The organism is Collinsella sp. AM42-18AC (assembly GCF_003467965.1).
GTDB lineage: Bacteria > Actinomycetota > Coriobacteriia > Coriobacteriales > Coriobacteriaceae > Collinsella.
The window spans coordinates 357,477-373,732 of the sequence record NZ_QSFY01000001.1; the positions used below are offsets into that span (position 1 = coordinate 357,477).

Consider the following 16,256-nt stretch of genomic DNA (forward strand, 5'->3'; position numbering starts at 1 on the left):
CTAGTCGTTCAAGAACGTCCCCGATGACTACTCTTGCACCTTGAGGGCCTCGGCTAGGCTGACGTGCTTGATAGAGCGCGTGTGTAGCAGCGCCACGACCAGGTAAGTTGCAAAGCCGATGCCCACGCACGCCGCCATGGACCAAGTGGGCACGTAAATCTCGATATTGCCGTTGTAGGCGAGCAGCATCGAGCGGAAGATGGCCGTGAGCGAGCCAATAATGACCGGCAGGCTCAGCACGAGCGACGCCGCCACGCACAGCGTGATCGAGCGGATGTACAGATGCGAGATCTCACTATCGCGATAGCCAAAGACTTTCATGTAGCTGATCGAACGGGCGCTGTGGTCGATCACCGCTTTGGTCAGCAGGTACATAAACAGCAGGAAGATAAACACCGCGAGCCCGACCATCATGCCGATCATTTTGCTCATCATGCCGATGAACTGGTCACCCACGGCGCGCATGTCGTCGGGCGTGGTGTCGCCGGCAAAGTAGCGCGCGTCGAGGTCGAGCTTCTCGTCGCTCACATAGCCGTTAAAGTAGGCGGCGTCGTTGTCGAACAGCTCGTTAAAGTCGTCGATACTCATATAGATGTTCATGTCCGACTTGGAGCCCCAGGCACAGTCCTTGCCCGCGTACTCAAAGGAATAATGCTCACCCTCGTACTTGTCGCTGAGCGTGACCTTCTGGCCCTCGCTCCAGCCAAACTTATCGAGCAGACCGCCGCCAAAGACGACGCGGCCATCGCCGATGTTGAGGCCCTTCCAGTAGCGCGAATCGGACGAGATGCCGTAGACAGAAATCGTCTCCTCGCCATTGCCGTCGCCACGGTCGTACTGCAGCTGGTGAACGGCATATTTCTCGGCCTGCGCGATTGCGCCCGCGCCGTTGTCGGTCGTATTGACCGGGTGGATATCGTCGTTGTCAGTGTCGATCTTAGAGGCCTTGTCGATCAGATCGATGGCCTCATCGCGGTTGCAGCCGAGGGCATCGGCAAGATCGTCAAGGCGCGCGTAGAGCGCATCCTTCTTGTCCTGGACCTTGGCAAGCGCATCCTGCGCTGCGGTCAGGCTCTCGGCAGACGGAGATGCGGTCGCGGCATCGGCTGCCGTCTGCGCCGCATCGGCCGCGCCGTCAAGCTCGTCATCGGCATCCTGGGCGGCAGAAAGCAGCGCGCCGTCAACCGACTGCAAGCGCTCGAGTGCCGACCACTGCTCGCGCTCCTCGGTAGTGCCCTCGAGCTCCAGCGGCGCCTTGAGTGTGTACTGATGCTCGGCGACCAGGCTCGTCTCGAGGTTGTCGGCGTAGTGCGTCATCGTGGGCAAAATCGCCAGGCCAAAGAGCAGTAGCAGCGACGCAAACGCAATGCCCACGAAGAGCGTGGCGAAGTTGCCCAGGTTGCGCAGGAAGATGCGCAGGCGAAAGCGCGAGACAAAGCCCATGCGCTCCGGCAGCTGCAGGCCGCGCTTGGTGCCCGATTTGCCGCTCGCCTCGTGACGAAGGAACTGCAACGGCGTCTTGCCCATCTTGCGGAGCAGGCCCACCAGCGTAATGAGGATGAGCGCGGCGGCGGGAACCACGGCGCACTTCACGAAGATCTCCCAGCTCCAGTACACCTGGAAGGGAGGCAGGCTATACGAACCGTAATAGAGGCCGCGCATGGGCTCGGTAAAGAACGCGACGCCGAGCGCGGTGCCCAAAAGCGCCGCGAGCACGCCCACGATGGCGGGAAGCGCGAGGTAGTGCAGAACGATCTCGCGGCGGCGATAGCCGCTGGCGAGCAGCGTGCCGATGATGGCGCTCTCCTCCTCGATGGTGGCGTCGGTGAGCACCACAAAGACAAACGCCATGATCACGATGATGATGTCGAGCAACGTCATCCACATCATGGAGTCGCCGTCCACGTCGTCGCGCGCATAGCCAATGCCCTGATTGGAATCGGCATCGATCAGATCGTCCACGCGCGCATCGGCATCGGTCAGCGCCTCGACCATATCCTGCTCCGCATCGATGCGATCCGCGGTGGGGAGGTCGCGATCGGTAAAGGTAAAGGAGTAGGTGTAGGCAGGCGCGCCGCCGGCGTCCTCAAGCGCGGCAAAGCCGGCGTCGGTGACCTCGGCCACGCCGTACGTGATGGTGTTCACCGTAAAGTCCGAATTGTCGAGGAACAGCGCCTGGCTATCGGGCTGGGTCATGATGCCGCAGATGGTGTAGGTGCGGCCCTCAAGCTCGACCTTATCACCCACGGCGAGGTCGTTGTTGGTGGCGAAAACACGGTCGATTGCCACCTCATCGTCCGTCTTGGGCTGCCTGCCTTCGCAGTAGGACGCAATGTCAACCTTGGTGCGATGCGCGTAGGTGCGCAGGGTGCGCTTGGTGCCGTCGTCGCCAGCCGCCTTTTTGATGATGGCGTCGATGGAGAAATTCTTGTAGAACGTAACGCCGCCGACGTCCTCAGCCGCGTCTTCGGCAGCCTTGAGCTGATCTTTGGTGGCCTCGAAGGAGGTAGTCACGCGGCCGTCCTCAATCGTGTAGTCGTCGCGCATGTCGTCAATGAGGCAGCCGATGGAATGCGCCGCGAGCAAAAAGCCCGACGTGAGGGCGATGCTTCCGCACATAAGCAAAAAGATGCCCAGGTACTTGCCGATATTGCGGCGCAGCTCGCGCGGGAGACGTTTTGCGAGAGGTGTCATGGCGCCGCCTACCAATCGAGCTCGGCGGCCGCGACGGGCGACTCGTTGAGCTCGTCCTCGACGATGCGCCCGTCGCGCAGGCGCAGCACGCGATTTGCCATGTGCGCGATGGCCGCATTGTGGGTGACAATGATGATGGTGCAGCCGTAGGTGCGGTTGACATCCTCCATGAGCCGCAAGATTTCCTTGGATGTCTTGTAGTCGAGCGCGCCCGTGGGCTCATCGCACAGCAGCAGGCCCGGATTTTTGACGAGCGCACGGCCGATGGCGCAGCGCTGCTGCTGGCCGCCCGAGACCTGGCGCGGAAACTTGTTGCGGTGCTCGTAGAGGCCCAGCGAGCGCAGCAGATCGTCGACATTGAGCGGGTTTTTGGACAGGTGCGCCATGACCTCGATGTTTTCCTTGATGGTAAGGTCGGGCACCAGGTTGTAGAACTGGAAGACAAAGCCCAGCTCGCGGCGTCGGTACTCGCCCAGATCGGCGGGCTTGAGCGCCGTGAGATCGCAGCCGTCCACCATGATGGAGCCGCCGTCGGCATCCTCCAGGCCGCCGATCAGGTTGAGAAAGGTCGACTTGCCCGAGCCCGAGGGCCCCAGCATGACGCAGATCTCGCCGCGGTTGATGGACGTGTCGATGCCGTCGAGCACCGTCAGGCGTGCATCACCGTCGCCATAGTGTTTCTTGAGTCCGTTGACCTGGACGTAGGCACGCTTTGTCGCCATGCTATCCCCCGTTGTTAGCCTTCTGCTACTTTTCTAAGGTAATAGTAAACCCAGGTGAACTATTTTTAAGCGACAGGCGCAATTTTTTCCAACCTACTCATTGGGGACAGACTTAAATGAGTGAAATCGCTCATTTAAGTCTGTCCCCAATGAGTGCCGGCAGGAAAGGAACGTCCCCAAGTGCCGACATATTGGGACAGTCCTTGCCAGCCCGGCCGGCGAGCCGGCGAATCGGCAAAGACTGTCCCCAGCGACCAGTCGTTTAAGAACGTCCCCAATGACTAGGTGGCTAGGCGTGGGATTTGTTGTGCGCGAGGGCTAGGCCTACGGCGGCGATGGCCGCGGCAAAGAGCACCGTGACGCCCAGATCGCAGGCGATGTCGCCCAGCACGGTGGACGTCAGGTCCGCGGCGAGCGCCTTGCCGATCGCGTCGTTCACCCAATACGTCGGCACAAAGTGCGCCACCGTCTGCACGGCCGAGCCCATGAGCGACAGCGGCATCCAGGCGCCGCCCAAAAACGTCATGAGCATGCCGAGCAGGTTGCCCACACCGTTGAGCAGCTCCTCGCGCGCGCCCAGGCTCGACAGCGTAAAGCCAACGGCCAGCGGCGTGCACGCCAGGGCAAACGTTGCCGCCAGCGCCAGGCACACGCGACCCACGCCGACCTCGGCAACCGCGCTGGCAAAGCCCACGACGCCCATCATGCTCGACACGAGCCAGATGCAGACGGTGAGCACGGCGGCGGCCGCGAACACAGCGAGCGAACGCTGGCGCTCGGGGATTGGGCCGGCATCCATACGACGCACGCGCTCGGGCTCATTCATGCCCGAGAACACCAATCCCACCGACACGATGACCGACGAGATGATCGCGTACGCGCCAAAATTGAAGTACGATTCGAGCGTGGCGGCGGCAGTCGAGTCGACCTTGACCTGTTCGATCTGGACCTCCGCGCGCTTTGCAGCGGCATGCTCGGCAGCTTTGGCGACATCGCTGTCGGAAGCAGCTGGCTCAAGTGCCGCCGCAGCACCCGCAAGCGAGATCCAGCGCGAGGCCTCGGCAGACGAAAGCGCTGCCGCCATGGTGCCGGAGCCGTACGTCACGTCGAGTTTGGGCAGGGCCTCCCCCGCGCGGGCGGCTGCAACAAGATCGTCCTCAAACCCCTCCGGGATAAAGAACACGCAATCGGCGCTGCCCTTGGCGCTGTTGCTCTTGGCGAGCGCATCCGCAAGGTCGTACGTGTCGTCGCCGACGCCCGTGACCAGGTCAAAGCGTGAGCCCAGGTGCTTGGTAAGTGCCCGCGAAAGGTCGCTATTGTCGCGGTCGACCACGATCACGTTGGTGTCGTAGGGCTTGTACTCGGTAAGCTGCGACGAGTTCCAGCTCACCGAAGCCGCGATGAATACGCCCATGAGCGAGATGAACACCGTATAGATGAGCAGGTAAAACGGGTGCGCCAGCGCCATGCGAAGCGCGGTCTTAAAGGTGCTCATAGCGGCTCCTTCCAAAGATCAGCGTAGCGGCGGCGACAAACACCAGGGCCATCAGGACGAGCGCGCCGGCGCGAACAGCGAAGGGCCCCAGGTCCTCAAAGAAATACAGGCGATTGAACATGTCGCAGATGAGCTTGACGGGGTTGAGCCAGCACTCGACCGGACAAGCGCGGGCGACGTCGTCGGCAAGCGCCATCGCCGGCTCGCCGTAGAGGCCGGCGAACAGGGCGCACGTGGTGGCAAAGCCCGTGAGGATGCCCGACTTGGATGCCTTGCCGCCCTTAACGGGAAGCGTGCCCACAAAAAGCCCCAGGCCCGTGGCGGCAAGCGCGGATGCAGCCCCGCCCAGCAGGCACAACCCCTCGCGCCCGCCAAAGTCGACGCCCACGACCAGGCGCACGTAGCCGATCGCAACCGCCATCGATGCAAAGGAAACCAGCCACGAGCCGACAAAAATGCCGGCCAGCGACGCCGTCTTGGAAAGACCGCCCACGCAGCGGCGCGCGCCAAGGCCCGACAGATTAGGCTGCAAATCGACGACGCTCAAGGCGGCAAACTCGGCAGACATCATCGCGACCAGGCCAAAGAGCGCGTAGTAGTAGATGACCGTGCCATCGGGCGTGGCACGAGTCAGGCTCACGCGGCGGGTTCCGCCCTCGAGCGACAGGGCGTGCGCAACCGCCGCCGGATCGGCGAGCGTCGCCGGGTTGTCCTGGGCAATCTGGCGCATGAGCTCGACATTTTGCGTATACGAGCTTGCCGCCGTTTCAAGGATGCTGCGGTCGGTGAGCACCGACGAGGCGCGCGAGCTGTCGTAACTCGACAGCAGCGTGAGCCTGGGCGTGCCCGCGGCATCAACCGTATAGATGCCCGCGACCTCGCCGGCCTTGAGTGCTTTGCGCGCGACAGCCAAGTCTTCGTACTCGCTCACATCGAGCAGCTGATCGTCGCTTGCCTTGGCAAGCGAAGCTGCCACGTCCTTAAAGGTCGAGGCATCCCAGGCCTCGTCCGCCACGACGGCAACCGGCACCGGGTCGACCGTGCCGTCGGAGCTGAGGTTCGCAAACATAAACATGAACATCGTGGAAAGCGCAATAGGAAAGAGAGCGCCCCAGACCCACGTGCTCGGCCGGCGCAGCAGCGTCTTGACCGTGGTGATGATGGTGTTGAACATGGCCGCCCCCTAGTCGCGCAGCTCGCGGCCGGTGATCTCGAGGAACACGTCGTTGAGGGTCGGCGGTTCGGAATAGATGCGGCCGAGCGGCACGTCATGCGAGCGCAGCGCATCGAGAATGTCCGTCAGGTTGTGCGGGCTCGCTTCGCACGAAAACGTGAGCTGTCCCGCCGTTGCCGAAAGGTCCAGAACGTGCGGCAGGCTTGCGACGGCACCGAGCGCCGCACTCGGAACCTCGCCGACCTCGATTACAATCTTCTCGCCCATCTGAATCATGCGCTTGAGCTCGTCGTTAGTGCCCTGCGCCAGCACGCGGCCGCCGTCCATGATCATGATGCGGCTGCAGATCTGCTCGACTTCCTCCATGTAATGGCTGGTATACACCACCGTGGCGCCCTCGTCGCGCAGGCGGCAGATGCCCTCCAGGATGGCGTTGCGGCTTTGCGGGTCGACCGCCACCGTGGGTTCGTCAAAAAAGATGAGCTCGGGCTTGTGCGCGATGCCGCAGGCAATGTTGAGACGACGCGCCAGGCCGCCCGAGAGCTTGCCGGGGCGGAACTTGGTAAAGTCGCCCAGGCCGACAAAGTCGATCGCCTCGTCCACCAGCGCGCGGCGGCGCTTGCGGTCGTTGACGTAGAGACTGCAGAAATAGTCGATGTTCTCGCGCACGGTGAGCTCGTCGAACACCGCCACCTGCTGCGGCACCACACCGATGCGGCGCTTGAGGTCGTAGCGGGCGGGCGTCATGCGCTCGCCGAATAGCTCGATGGTGCCCTTGTCGTAGGCGAGCAGCTGCAGGATGCAGTTGATGGACGTGGTCTTGCCCGAGCCGTTGGGGCCCAGCAGGCCAAAGATCTCGCCAGGGGCGATGCACAGGTTAAAGTGGTCGAGCGCGATAAGATCGTCGTAGCGCTTGACGAGATTTTCGACGTGGACGATGTCTGTCATGAGGCGGCCCTTCTGTTGATTGCGGCCCGGTACGATTGCATCATCGCAGGAACCGCCGGCGCGCACCAGTGAGCTTTGTCACGAGTGCGGGGCTTGGTCGCGTGGCCTGCTGACGCGACCGCCCCGCCGCGTGGGAGGAATGTCACGCTTGCTCTGAGTGGCGCCTCCCCCGTGCGCGGCATCGCGTACAATACCCGTATGAACAGGCTATTCGACAAATCGATCGTGCTGGCGTGCTGCATCGCAGCCGCCACGGGCCTTGCTGTGGATGCTCGCCTGGTCGCGGCGTTTTGCCTTGGCGTTATTGCCACCTCGCTGGCTGAGCTCGCGCAGGGGAAAAGCGCCCGGCGCGCGAGCGAGACCGCGAGCTGCGCTTACGTCATCGCGGCCGTTTTCGTGCCGCCGTTTGTGCCGTTTGCGCCTCTCGCCCTCTATGACATCGCGCGGCGGGCGCGCCGTGAGCACGCCTGGGCCGCGCTGGGCATTGGCGCCACCTTTGTCTTTGCGCTCGTCGCGGACCTTCGCACCGACGCGCTCACCGCCCGAACGCTCCTGCTGACCGCCATCCTTTCGGTCGCCGCCACGTTGCTGTCGCTGCGCACCGCGCAGCTGGAGCGCGAACAGGAACGCATGCGTCGCACCCGCGACAAGCTGCAAGAACGCGCCCTGGCACTCGAGGCACGCAACCGCGACCTCGCCGACCGCCAGGACTACGAAGTCGAGCTCGCGACGCTCGCCGAACGCGCCCGCATCGCGCGCGAAATCCACGATAACGTGGGCCACCAGCTCACGCGCGCTTCGCTTCAAACCGAAGCCCTGCGCGTGGTCCATGCCAACGAGCCCGGCGTTGCCGCCGATTTCGCCGACGTCAAATACACCGTTGACGAGGCGCTCCAGCTCGTGCGCGCCAGCGTCCACGCGCTCAACGACAATGCAACCAACCTCTCCGTGCAGCTCGAACGCATCGTTGAAGGCGCACGCTCGGACAGCGGTCCGCAGATTGAGCTTGAGGTTTTGACCGAGCATGCGCCCGCCAACGTCGCCAACTGCTTTGCGGCGGTGCTGCGCGAGGCGCTTTCCAACGCCATGCGCCACGCCCATGCCAAAACCATTACCGTGCGGTGCATGGAGCATCCGTCGTTTTACCAGCTCATCGTTACCGATGATGGCGCAGACGCGACCCCGGCGAGCAGCAGCAACGTCGCAGAAGGCATGGGGCTCGTCTCCATGCGCGAGCGCGTCGAGGCGCTTGGCGGAACCTTCACCGCCGGCCTGCGCGCCGGCGCCCCCGGCTGGCGCGTGTTTGCCACCGTCCCCAAACAGCAAGGAGATGACGCCCGATGAGGCTCATAGTTGTCGACGACGACCGCTTGGTAGTCGATTCGCTCAAGATTATCCTGGGCGCCCAGCCGCAGATCGAAGTGGTGGGCACCGGAGCCGACGGCAACGACGCGGTGGCGCTCTACGCCGAGCACGCGCCCGATATCGCGCTGCTCGACATTCAGATGCCGGGGCGCGACGGCCTTTCGGCGGCGCGCGAAATCCTTGAGCGCGACCCTTCGGCGCGCGTGGTGTTTCTGACGACATTCTCGGATGACGAGTACATTGTGTCGGCGCTCAAACTGGGCGCCCGCGGCTACCTGATTAAAACCGATGTCGCCGTCATTCCTCCGGCGTTGGCGCAAGTCATGGACGGCAAACGCGTGCTCGAGGGTAAGGCGATCGAAGATATCAACTTTGATGGGACGGGCGTCGATGCCGGCACGACCCGCCGGCCCGCGGCCTTCGCCAGCCTAACCGACCGCGAGTTCGAAGTCGCCGAGCTCATCGCCCGCGGCCTCGACAACAAGGAGATTGCCGCCACCGCCTATATGGGCGAAGGCACCGTACGCAACCACATCAGCTCGATCCTGGCAAAGATGGGCCTGCGCAACCGCACGCAGATCGCCATCGCCTACCTGCGAGGGTAGTTGCCCGACGATCAACCGCTCCGGCATAGCAAAATGGCTGCCACCGATTTAATGCCATTTCAAAACTATGCCGGTTTCCGGGGCTGAGTCACGAGTCCCCAACCATGCCGATATTCGTGAAAATAAAACCGCAGGTAGACGAGCCGTCATTTTGCAGAAAACGCGGGTATGGATGGGAGTCCTGAGTTTAGCCCCGAAAACGGCATAGTTTTGTTTGAACGGTCCTGCGCGAACGCACCCACCAGCCGCGTGGGGCCAAAAATGATCCGTTTTCCTCCGTCCCCGGGGGATCATTTGGCGGCGCCAACCACGAAATCGGCCCATCTACTACGTTTGACTCGATACCCCCGACCATACCCCTGTTTTCCAGAAAACCGCAGGCGTTCTACCTGCGGTTTTGTTTTCGCGTTTTTTGGCATGGTTGGGGGTAAGGGGATAAACGTAGTAGATGGGCCGATTTCGTGGCGGCCCTTCCTCCCCTGCGCACAAAAGTGCCGCCACGGAGAAGGGAGACGTCTCCGTGGCGGCTGGGGGTGGGGGTGGGGCTATGTTCTGGCTCCCCGCCGGCCGCCCGGGGCCTTTTGGCCCCGGGCGCTGCCAGCGTGCCTAGCGCTTACGGATACCCCAGACCAGGGCTCCGACGCCGGCCATGGCAATAACAAATGCCATGAGCAGTGCGGCGGCCTGCTGGTCACCCGTGGTGGGCAGGAAACCCTTGACCGTCTTGACGATGTTCGTCACGGTCTTGGGCGTGCCGGGATCGGGCGTCGGCACGGGCGTCTCGGGCTTCTTGTACGTGTTGTTGAACACGATACCCTCGACGCTCTTGTCGCCCTTGGTAAAGGTGACGTTCGCCTTGAGGTTGCCCTCGCCGTCGTCGACCACGTTGACGGTCGCGGTAAAGACGGACTTGTCGTAGGTCATACCGGCCTCGTCGCCCTTGACCTCGCTGATGGTGTAGACGTACGTACCAGGCTCGTCGTACTCGAACTTGTCGAAGTTAATCTTGCCGTCGGCATCGTTGGTGACGGTGGACTCGATGTCCTCGCCAACGAGCTTAAAGCTAAACTCGTCCTTCTTGAGCTCGCGTCCCTCGAGCACCTTGATGGCGCCGATGGAAACCTGCGTGGGCATGGCGTGATACTTGTTGGTAAAGCCAGCCGACTCGGTGGTTCCCTCGAGCTTGTGCGTCGCGGTCAGCGTGCCGTCACCATTGTCGGAGACGGTGGTCACGACGGTGTAGGTCGTACCGTCATAGGTGACGCCCTTGTACAGGCCGAGCGCGTTGGGGCAAGCCTCGCGCAGCGTGTACATGTGCGTGCCGGGTGCCTCGTAGCGGATCGGGCTCAGCGTAACGGTGCCGTTAGCGTCGTTGGTGCCGCTAGCGACAGTCACGCCGTCCTCGAGCAGCTCAAACGTGAACTCGCCAGCTGCAAGATCACGTCCGGTCAGACGCTTGACGGTCGTGACCTGATCGGTCACGGAAGAATCGGTAGGCGTCACGCTGTACGTGTTGGTGAACGTAAAGTCCGCACCGTCGCCGCCGTCGCGCTTGACGCTCAGGTGCCCAGCGCCGTCGTCAGTCACGGTGTAGGAAACCTTGCGCGCGGTATTGGCGTCGTTAGTCACGCCAGGGGCGGTGCCGGACTCGGTCACCGTGTAGGTAAAGGTGTGCGAGCGCGGGGCAGCGGGACCTGCGGGCTCGGACTCGTCGCTGGGCTCGTCGGCGTTGGCATCAGCGTCGGCGTTGGCCTCTTCAGCCTCTGCCTCGTCGGCCTCGTCTGCCTCGGCCTTATCGGTCGCATCGTCCGTCACGCCCAGGGCGCGGTTGAGGTCCTCGAGCGTAAAGTGGATCTTGCCAAAGTCCACGTTGCCGGCCGCGTCGTTGGTTGCGGTCGTGCGCTCGGGCATCGGGGCACCCGCCTCATCGGCGGCCACGGTAAAGGTAAACTTACCCGTGATGTCGGCCGGGGTCAGGCCCTCGGCAGCCTGGAGCTTCTTGGTGCCGGCAAGCGCGGCGTCAACGGCATCGGCGCCGTAGACGTTCTCGAACAAGGGCTCGATGCCACCGTAGTCGACCGTTGCCGTCAGGGTACCGTCACCGTTATCGACGACGATAACCTTAAAGCCAAAGTACCACGTTGTAGCAGAAACGCCGTTCGGCAGCCCGTGTATAGCTTCGTAGGCCGTGTAGTTAATGGTCCAAGCAAGCTTACCGTCCTTGTCGGTACGATGGGCAAGCCCGGCAGACTCAAGATCGGCAAGCATCTTGGTGTCGTAGTGCAGCGCATCAAAGCTCACGTGCCCACCGATATTGGGCTTGAGATTTTCATAACCCACAAGCTCACCCTGATAGGCGATACCGAACCAGAACTCGCCGTCAACCATCGGGCGACCGGTCAGGGTCTTGGCGGCAACGACCTGAGCAGCGGTGCCACCAGGCGTGTTGGTCGTAGCGCTATAGCTGTTGACGAACGGGACCACGGCGCTCTCGACCGCGGCCGCGCCGGTCTTGTACTCGGTCACCAGCGTGCCCTCGGAACCGCCGGAGACGGTCGTCGTGGCGGTGAGCGTGCCGGCGGTGTCGTCGGCGATGGCGATCGTCACGGTGCGGACAGCGTCGTCGTAGGTGTAACCCGGCTGGCCGTCATTCTTCTCGGCAACGGTGTATGTAAAGGTCTTGCCGGCATCAGCCTGCGTAAATTTGACCTCATGGCCCGCCAGAATGTCAATCTGGCCGACTGTTCCCTCTATCGTTGCGGGGGACTCATAGTTGTTGGCCCCGGGCAGCAGGCCAAGTGCGCTAGCCGAACCATCGTCGGCGGGCGTCACGGTAAAGGTGAACTGGCCCTCGGTCATGGGGCGTCCGTAGAGGGTCTTGCTGAGCTTGAGGCCGCCGGCCGCGGCGTAATCGAGCTCAGTGCGGTACGTGTTGGTAAAGCGTCCGTTTTCCTTCTTAGTGACGTTGGCGGTCAGGGTGCCATCGCTGTCCTCGGTCACGGTCACTTCGGCGGTTGCGACATGCGCGTCATACGTCATGCCGACCGTGCTGCCCGCGTTCTCGCGAATCTCGTACTTATAGGTTCCGGCAGCGGCGTAGTGGATCTTACCGAACTTGATGGCGGCGATGCCGTCCTTCGCGTCCCTCTTGCTCACGGTTACGGTTGCGGGATCGGGCAGCGGGGTGCCTTCGGGGGCGGTGATGGTAAAGCTGAACTCGTCCCCATCCGTCCAGTCGCGACCGTCAATGGCCTTGCTCAGGCCAAAGTCGAGCTCAGTGTCGAGCGGGGTCACGCTGTAGGTGTTCTTGAAGATTGCAGCCTCGGCGTTCTTCAGAACATGCTGGGCGCTGAGCGTGCCGTCGCCGTTATCGGTGATGGTCGTCTCGATGGTGAACTTGGCGTCACTGTAGGTAATGCCCTTGCTAGTGGTTCCACCGTTGACCTCGCGCAGCGTGTAGGTGTGCGTTCCGGCCTTTTCGTACTTCACGGGGCTCATCGTAATCGTGCCGTCGGCGGCGTTCTTGCCGGTGGCGACGACCTTGGCGTCCTTGTCCCCGCCCTCGACGAGCTCGAAGGAGAACTCGCCCTCAGCCATGTCGCGGCCGGTCAGGAACTTGGTCGCGGTAATCTGTTCGGTGACGCTCGTCTCGACAGACTTCACGTTATAGGTATTGGTGAACGCAAATGCCGCATCGCCGTCCGGCTTGTGGGATACGCTCAGATTACCCTTGCCGTCATCGGTCACGGTGTAGGAAACCTTGCGCGTGGCGTTAGCGTCGTTGGTCACGCCAGCGACCTCGCCAGACTCGGTCACGGTGTAGGTAAAGGTGTGCTCGCGCTTCTCGGGCTTCTCGCCCAGGGCCTTGTTAAGGTCGTCGAGCGTAAAGGTGATCTTGCCAAAGTCGACCTTGCCCTTGGCATCATTGGTCACGCTCGCGTTCGCGGGCATGGGTGCGCCCTCTTCACCGGTCACGGTAAAGGTGAACTTGCCGGCAATATCGGCCGGGGTCAAGCCATCAGGAACCTGCAGGTTCTTCTTACCCACGAGCGATGCCGCGACGGGCGTGGCGGTGTAGGAGTTCTCGAACTTAATGCTCTTAACGTCCTCGGCGGCGCCCTGCAGCTCGTGCGTAGCCACCAGCTGGCCCTTGTTGTTATCGCTGATGGTCGTCACGATGGTGTAGGTCGTGCCATCGTAGGTGATGCCGCCGGCATTGCCCTTGACCTCGTGCAGCGTGTAGATGTGCTGACCGATCTCGGTGTACTTGATAGCCTTGAACGTAACGTTGCCGTTGGCGTCATTCTTGACGGTCTCGATAACCTTCGCGTCTTCGCCGAGACCCTCGCGCAGCTCAAAGCTGAACTCGCCGGCCTTGAGGTCGCGTCCGGTCAGGACCTTGGTCACCTTGATCTTGTCGGTGACGCTTGAATCGACGGAATTTGCAGCGTAGGTGTTCTTGAACTCAGTCTCGCCCGAAGTCACCTGTACGTCAGCGCTGAGCTCACCCTTCTTGTTGGGCGTTACCGTCACGGTAATCTCCGCGACATTCCCACTGTAAGTGATGCCATCGATAGTTTGGCCGGCGTTCTTCTCGCTGACCTTATAAACGTACGTGCCGGGCTCGGTGTAGGTAATCTCGCCGAAATCGATGGCTTTGTTGCCCTGGGTCGCGACCGCGGTCGTGGACTTCGGCATCGGGGCACCGTTCTCGGACGTCAGACCAAACTCAAACTTGTCCTCTTTCGTCCACTCGCGACCCTCGAGCACCTTGGTCAGGCCAAAGCTAGCCTTGGTGTCAACCTTTGCCGGCGTCATGTCGTACTTATAGCTGATCTTGCCGTTGTTGCCCAAGTAGGAATTGACATGCGTAGCACCCGCCTTGGCGGACACGTTGTTCCACCTGGGGTTGAGCACGTCGAGCGCGGTCTCGGTCAAGTTGCCGCCCACACCCTCCTTGGTGGTGTGGAGCTCGTCGATAAAGGCCAGGCGCGCGGTTCCCACGCTAAACGAAAGGTTATCGTCCTTGTCGCGAACTATGGCGCCGTCAAACTTCGCAGCGTCGCCGCCGATAAACTCGATGACGGCAGTGGCGGACTTGGCCTCGTTGTTCTCGCCCTGCTCCTCAAACTCATCCTTGTAGTAATAGGTGCCTTTTTCTGCCAGTGAAATCTTTGCAGGCTGCGTGCATTCCTTATCGGTGTAAATGGGAGTCTGCTTCTGGAAGTAGTAGTAGCGGTTGGTATCGGCCGGCTCAAAGGTCGCAACCGTATCACCCAACGCACCGGTCTTCCACTTGTTTGCGTAGAAGCTCACGGTCTTGCTGTCATCGTCGGCAACGGTCGTATTCTTTTCGATGTAAGTCTTGAGCCCCGTGACCTTCTCAGGCGTAAATAGGTTGTCGAGCGCAACACTCTTCACGCTCGAAGCATACTTCACCTGGATGGGCTTAACGCTGTCGACCGAAAGCTTGCCGTCTACGGTCTTAAAGTGGCTCAGCGGAATCAACGATGCAGGAATGTTAACCGTTACGATATCGCCCTTCTGGGGATTGTCATCGCCGGCACGCTGCACGGTAATGAGCAGGTCTTTTGCCTTGCCGGTGAACTCATATGTGTCGGTATTGGTTTCTTCATTGAACGTCTTGCTCGCCTCGGTAAACGGCGTGCCGTTGATGACGACTTCGGTAAATCCATCGACCTGCATAAAGTCGCCCAGCTCGTCGGTAAACGTGATGTAGCCAGACTTGGTCTTGTCATATCCCTTATGGATTTCGGTCGGATAAGGCGCCTCCGATGTGATGGCCTGCGAGATGTCGTCGAAGACCTTCTTGAGCTCTTCGGCATTGGTCGCCGACTTGTAGTAGTCGGAGTTTTCCGCGCGTGCACCATGAGTATCCCATGCCGTGGCATTGGGGTAGTTGCTCGAAACGGCGTGCATGAACTTGTTCTCTTTTTGGCTTTTTCCCGAATCCTGGATACCAGCGCTGGGGTCCGCGCCATCAAAGATGCCGATAGTATAAACGGTGGCCTTGCTGTCCTTCATGTTCTTAGCAGCTGTCACGGCAGCGTTGGCGACACCCGCATCGAATTTATTTTGCTTTGTTGGCGTACCGTCGGTAAAGAACACAATAATCTTCTTGGCGTCTTTGCGGCCAGAAGTGATAGTGATTCCCTCGGCCAGCTCTAGGCCATAGTCGGCGCGCGTGGCGCCGGCAGGCTGAATTTGATTAATTGTATTCTTCTTGAGATCATCCGCATTGCTGCCGGAACAGTAGGTCAATTCTTTCATAACCTGGGTGTAATTGTAGGAGTACCCTCCGTCGCGATACATATTGTTGCCGATATCGTTGGACTTCTTGCCCGCAAACTTAACAATGGCAACCCTATGCTGCCTATTGACGCCCTCGATGCCCTCGTTTTGCTTGGCAATGGTATCGATAAAGCTATTCGCAGCGTTCTTCAACGCATCGATACGCTTAGGTGAGTCTATACCGCCCATATGATCATCCATCGAGCCAGAGGCGTCCAGCACCATCACGATGTCGAGTGGCGTGGTAACCGTTACGGTTGAATTAGACGTCGAGGACATCGCCGAAAGCGTAGTCACAAAATCTGACGCTTCGTTTTCTCCGGCTTTCTTGACCGTCTTGTCGGTCCAGATTCGGCCGACGTTTTGAGTCGTTACTTTGTTACCGTTGTGACCGGCCGCCCAGATTTCCCAGCGTCCGCTGGTGTCGGGGTCGACGACCGTTCCGCTTACTGTCGGCCCGTCCATTCCGGTGCTGGACCTGGCGTTGGCCTCGGGCAGCATGGCAAATGCTGCAGCCGGCAACACAAGCACTACGGCAAGTATCACCGCCAAGAGACCCCTCGTGTACTTACTCATCACGTCTCCCTTCTCGCGGTCTCAGACCTTGCATCAGCCTAAAGTTACGGAATGAGACACAATTAGGGCAGGTGACACATGTTCCAGATTGTGTTTTGGGCGTGAGACAAATGTCTCACCAAAGTTGAGACACGGCGTTTTCGCAGGAAAACGGGTGCGACTCGAGCCATCAGGCAAAAATGACCCGTTTTCCTCCGTCCCCGGGGGATCAATTGGTGGTGCTCGCCTCAAAACTGGCCCATCTACTACGTTTGACCCGATACCCCTGACCATAGCCGCATTTCATGAAAAACCGCAGGCATTTTACCTGCGGTTTTGTTTTTGCGTTGTTCGTTATGGTTGAGGGTAGCGGCCTAAACGTAGTA

General features: G+C 61.0%; 8 protein-coding genes. 2 read left to right on the forward strand and 6 right to left on the reverse strand.

Annotated elements, in window-relative coordinates; translation table 11 throughout:
* Positions 1-27 precede the first annotated feature (27 nt).
* The 5 genes from DW913_RS01440 to DW913_RS01460 form a co-directional block, all read right to left on the reverse strand.
* Positions 28-2,694 carry an ABC transporter permease gene (locus DW913_RS01440; RefSeq protein ID WP_117564508.1) on the reverse strand — a complete coding sequence of 889 codons (2,667 nt, stop codon included), beginning with the start codon at positions 2,692-2,694 and terminating at the stop codon, positions 28-30.
* An 8-nt stretch (positions 2,695-2,702) separates the two neighbouring features.
* The gene (locus DW913_RS01445; RefSeq protein WP_117564507.1) at positions 2,703-3,416 is read right to left on the reverse strand and encodes an ABC transporter ATP-binding protein; all 714 of its coding nucleotides are present in this window, start codon (positions 3,414-3,416) and stop codon (positions 2,703-2,705) included.
* A 289-nt stretch (positions 3,417-3,705) separates the two neighbouring features.
* Complete coding sequence (locus tag DW913_RS01450) at positions 3,706-4,911, reverse strand: ABC transporter permease (RefSeq protein ID WP_117564067.1); 1,206 nt, start codon at positions 4,909-4,911, stop codon at positions 3,706-3,708.
* On the reverse strand, positions 4,898-6,085 hold the full coding sequence (locus tag DW913_RS01455) for an ABC transporter permease (RefSeq protein WP_117564066.1): 1,188 nt from the start codon (positions 6,083-6,085) through the stop codon (positions 4,898-4,900). Before DW913_RS01455 ends, DW913_RS01450 begins: the two co-directional genes overlap by 14 nt.
* Before the next feature lie 9 nt (positions 6,086-6,094).
* Positions 6,095-7,033 (reverse strand): ABC transporter ATP-binding protein, encoded by a 939-nt coding sequence (locus DW913_RS01460; protein ID WP_117564074.1) that lies wholly within the window; start codon positions 7,031-7,033, stop codon positions 6,095-6,097.
* A gap of 198 nt (positions 7,034-7,231) precedes the next feature.
* Between DW913_RS01460 and DW913_RS01465 the strand changes: the two genes are divergently transcribed.
* Both DW913_RS01465 and DW913_RS01470 read left to right on the forward strand, forming a co-directional pair.
* Positions 7,232-8,377 carry a sensor histidine kinase gene (locus DW913_RS01465; protein WP_147324140.1) on the forward strand — a complete coding sequence of 382 codons (1,146 nt, stop codon included), beginning with the start codon at positions 7,232-7,234 and terminating at the stop codon, positions 8,375-8,377.
* Positions 8,374-9,003, forward strand: coding sequence for a response regulator transcription factor (locus DW913_RS01470; RefSeq protein ID WP_117564064.1), 630 nt, complete (start codon positions 8,374-8,376; stop codon positions 9,001-9,003). The genes DW913_RS01465 and DW913_RS01470 overlap by 4 nt, the downstream gene beginning before the upstream one ends.
* A 606-nt stretch (positions 9,004-9,609) precedes the next feature.
* Here DW913_RS01470 and DW913_RS01475 read toward each other — a convergent pair.
* Positions 9,610-15,891 carry a Spy0128 family protein gene (locus tag DW913_RS01475; protein WP_117564063.1) on the reverse strand — a complete coding sequence of 2,094 codons (6,282 nt, stop codon included), beginning with the start codon at positions 15,889-15,891 and terminating at the stop codon, positions 9,610-9,612.
* Positions 15,892-16,256: the final 365 nt, after the last annotated feature.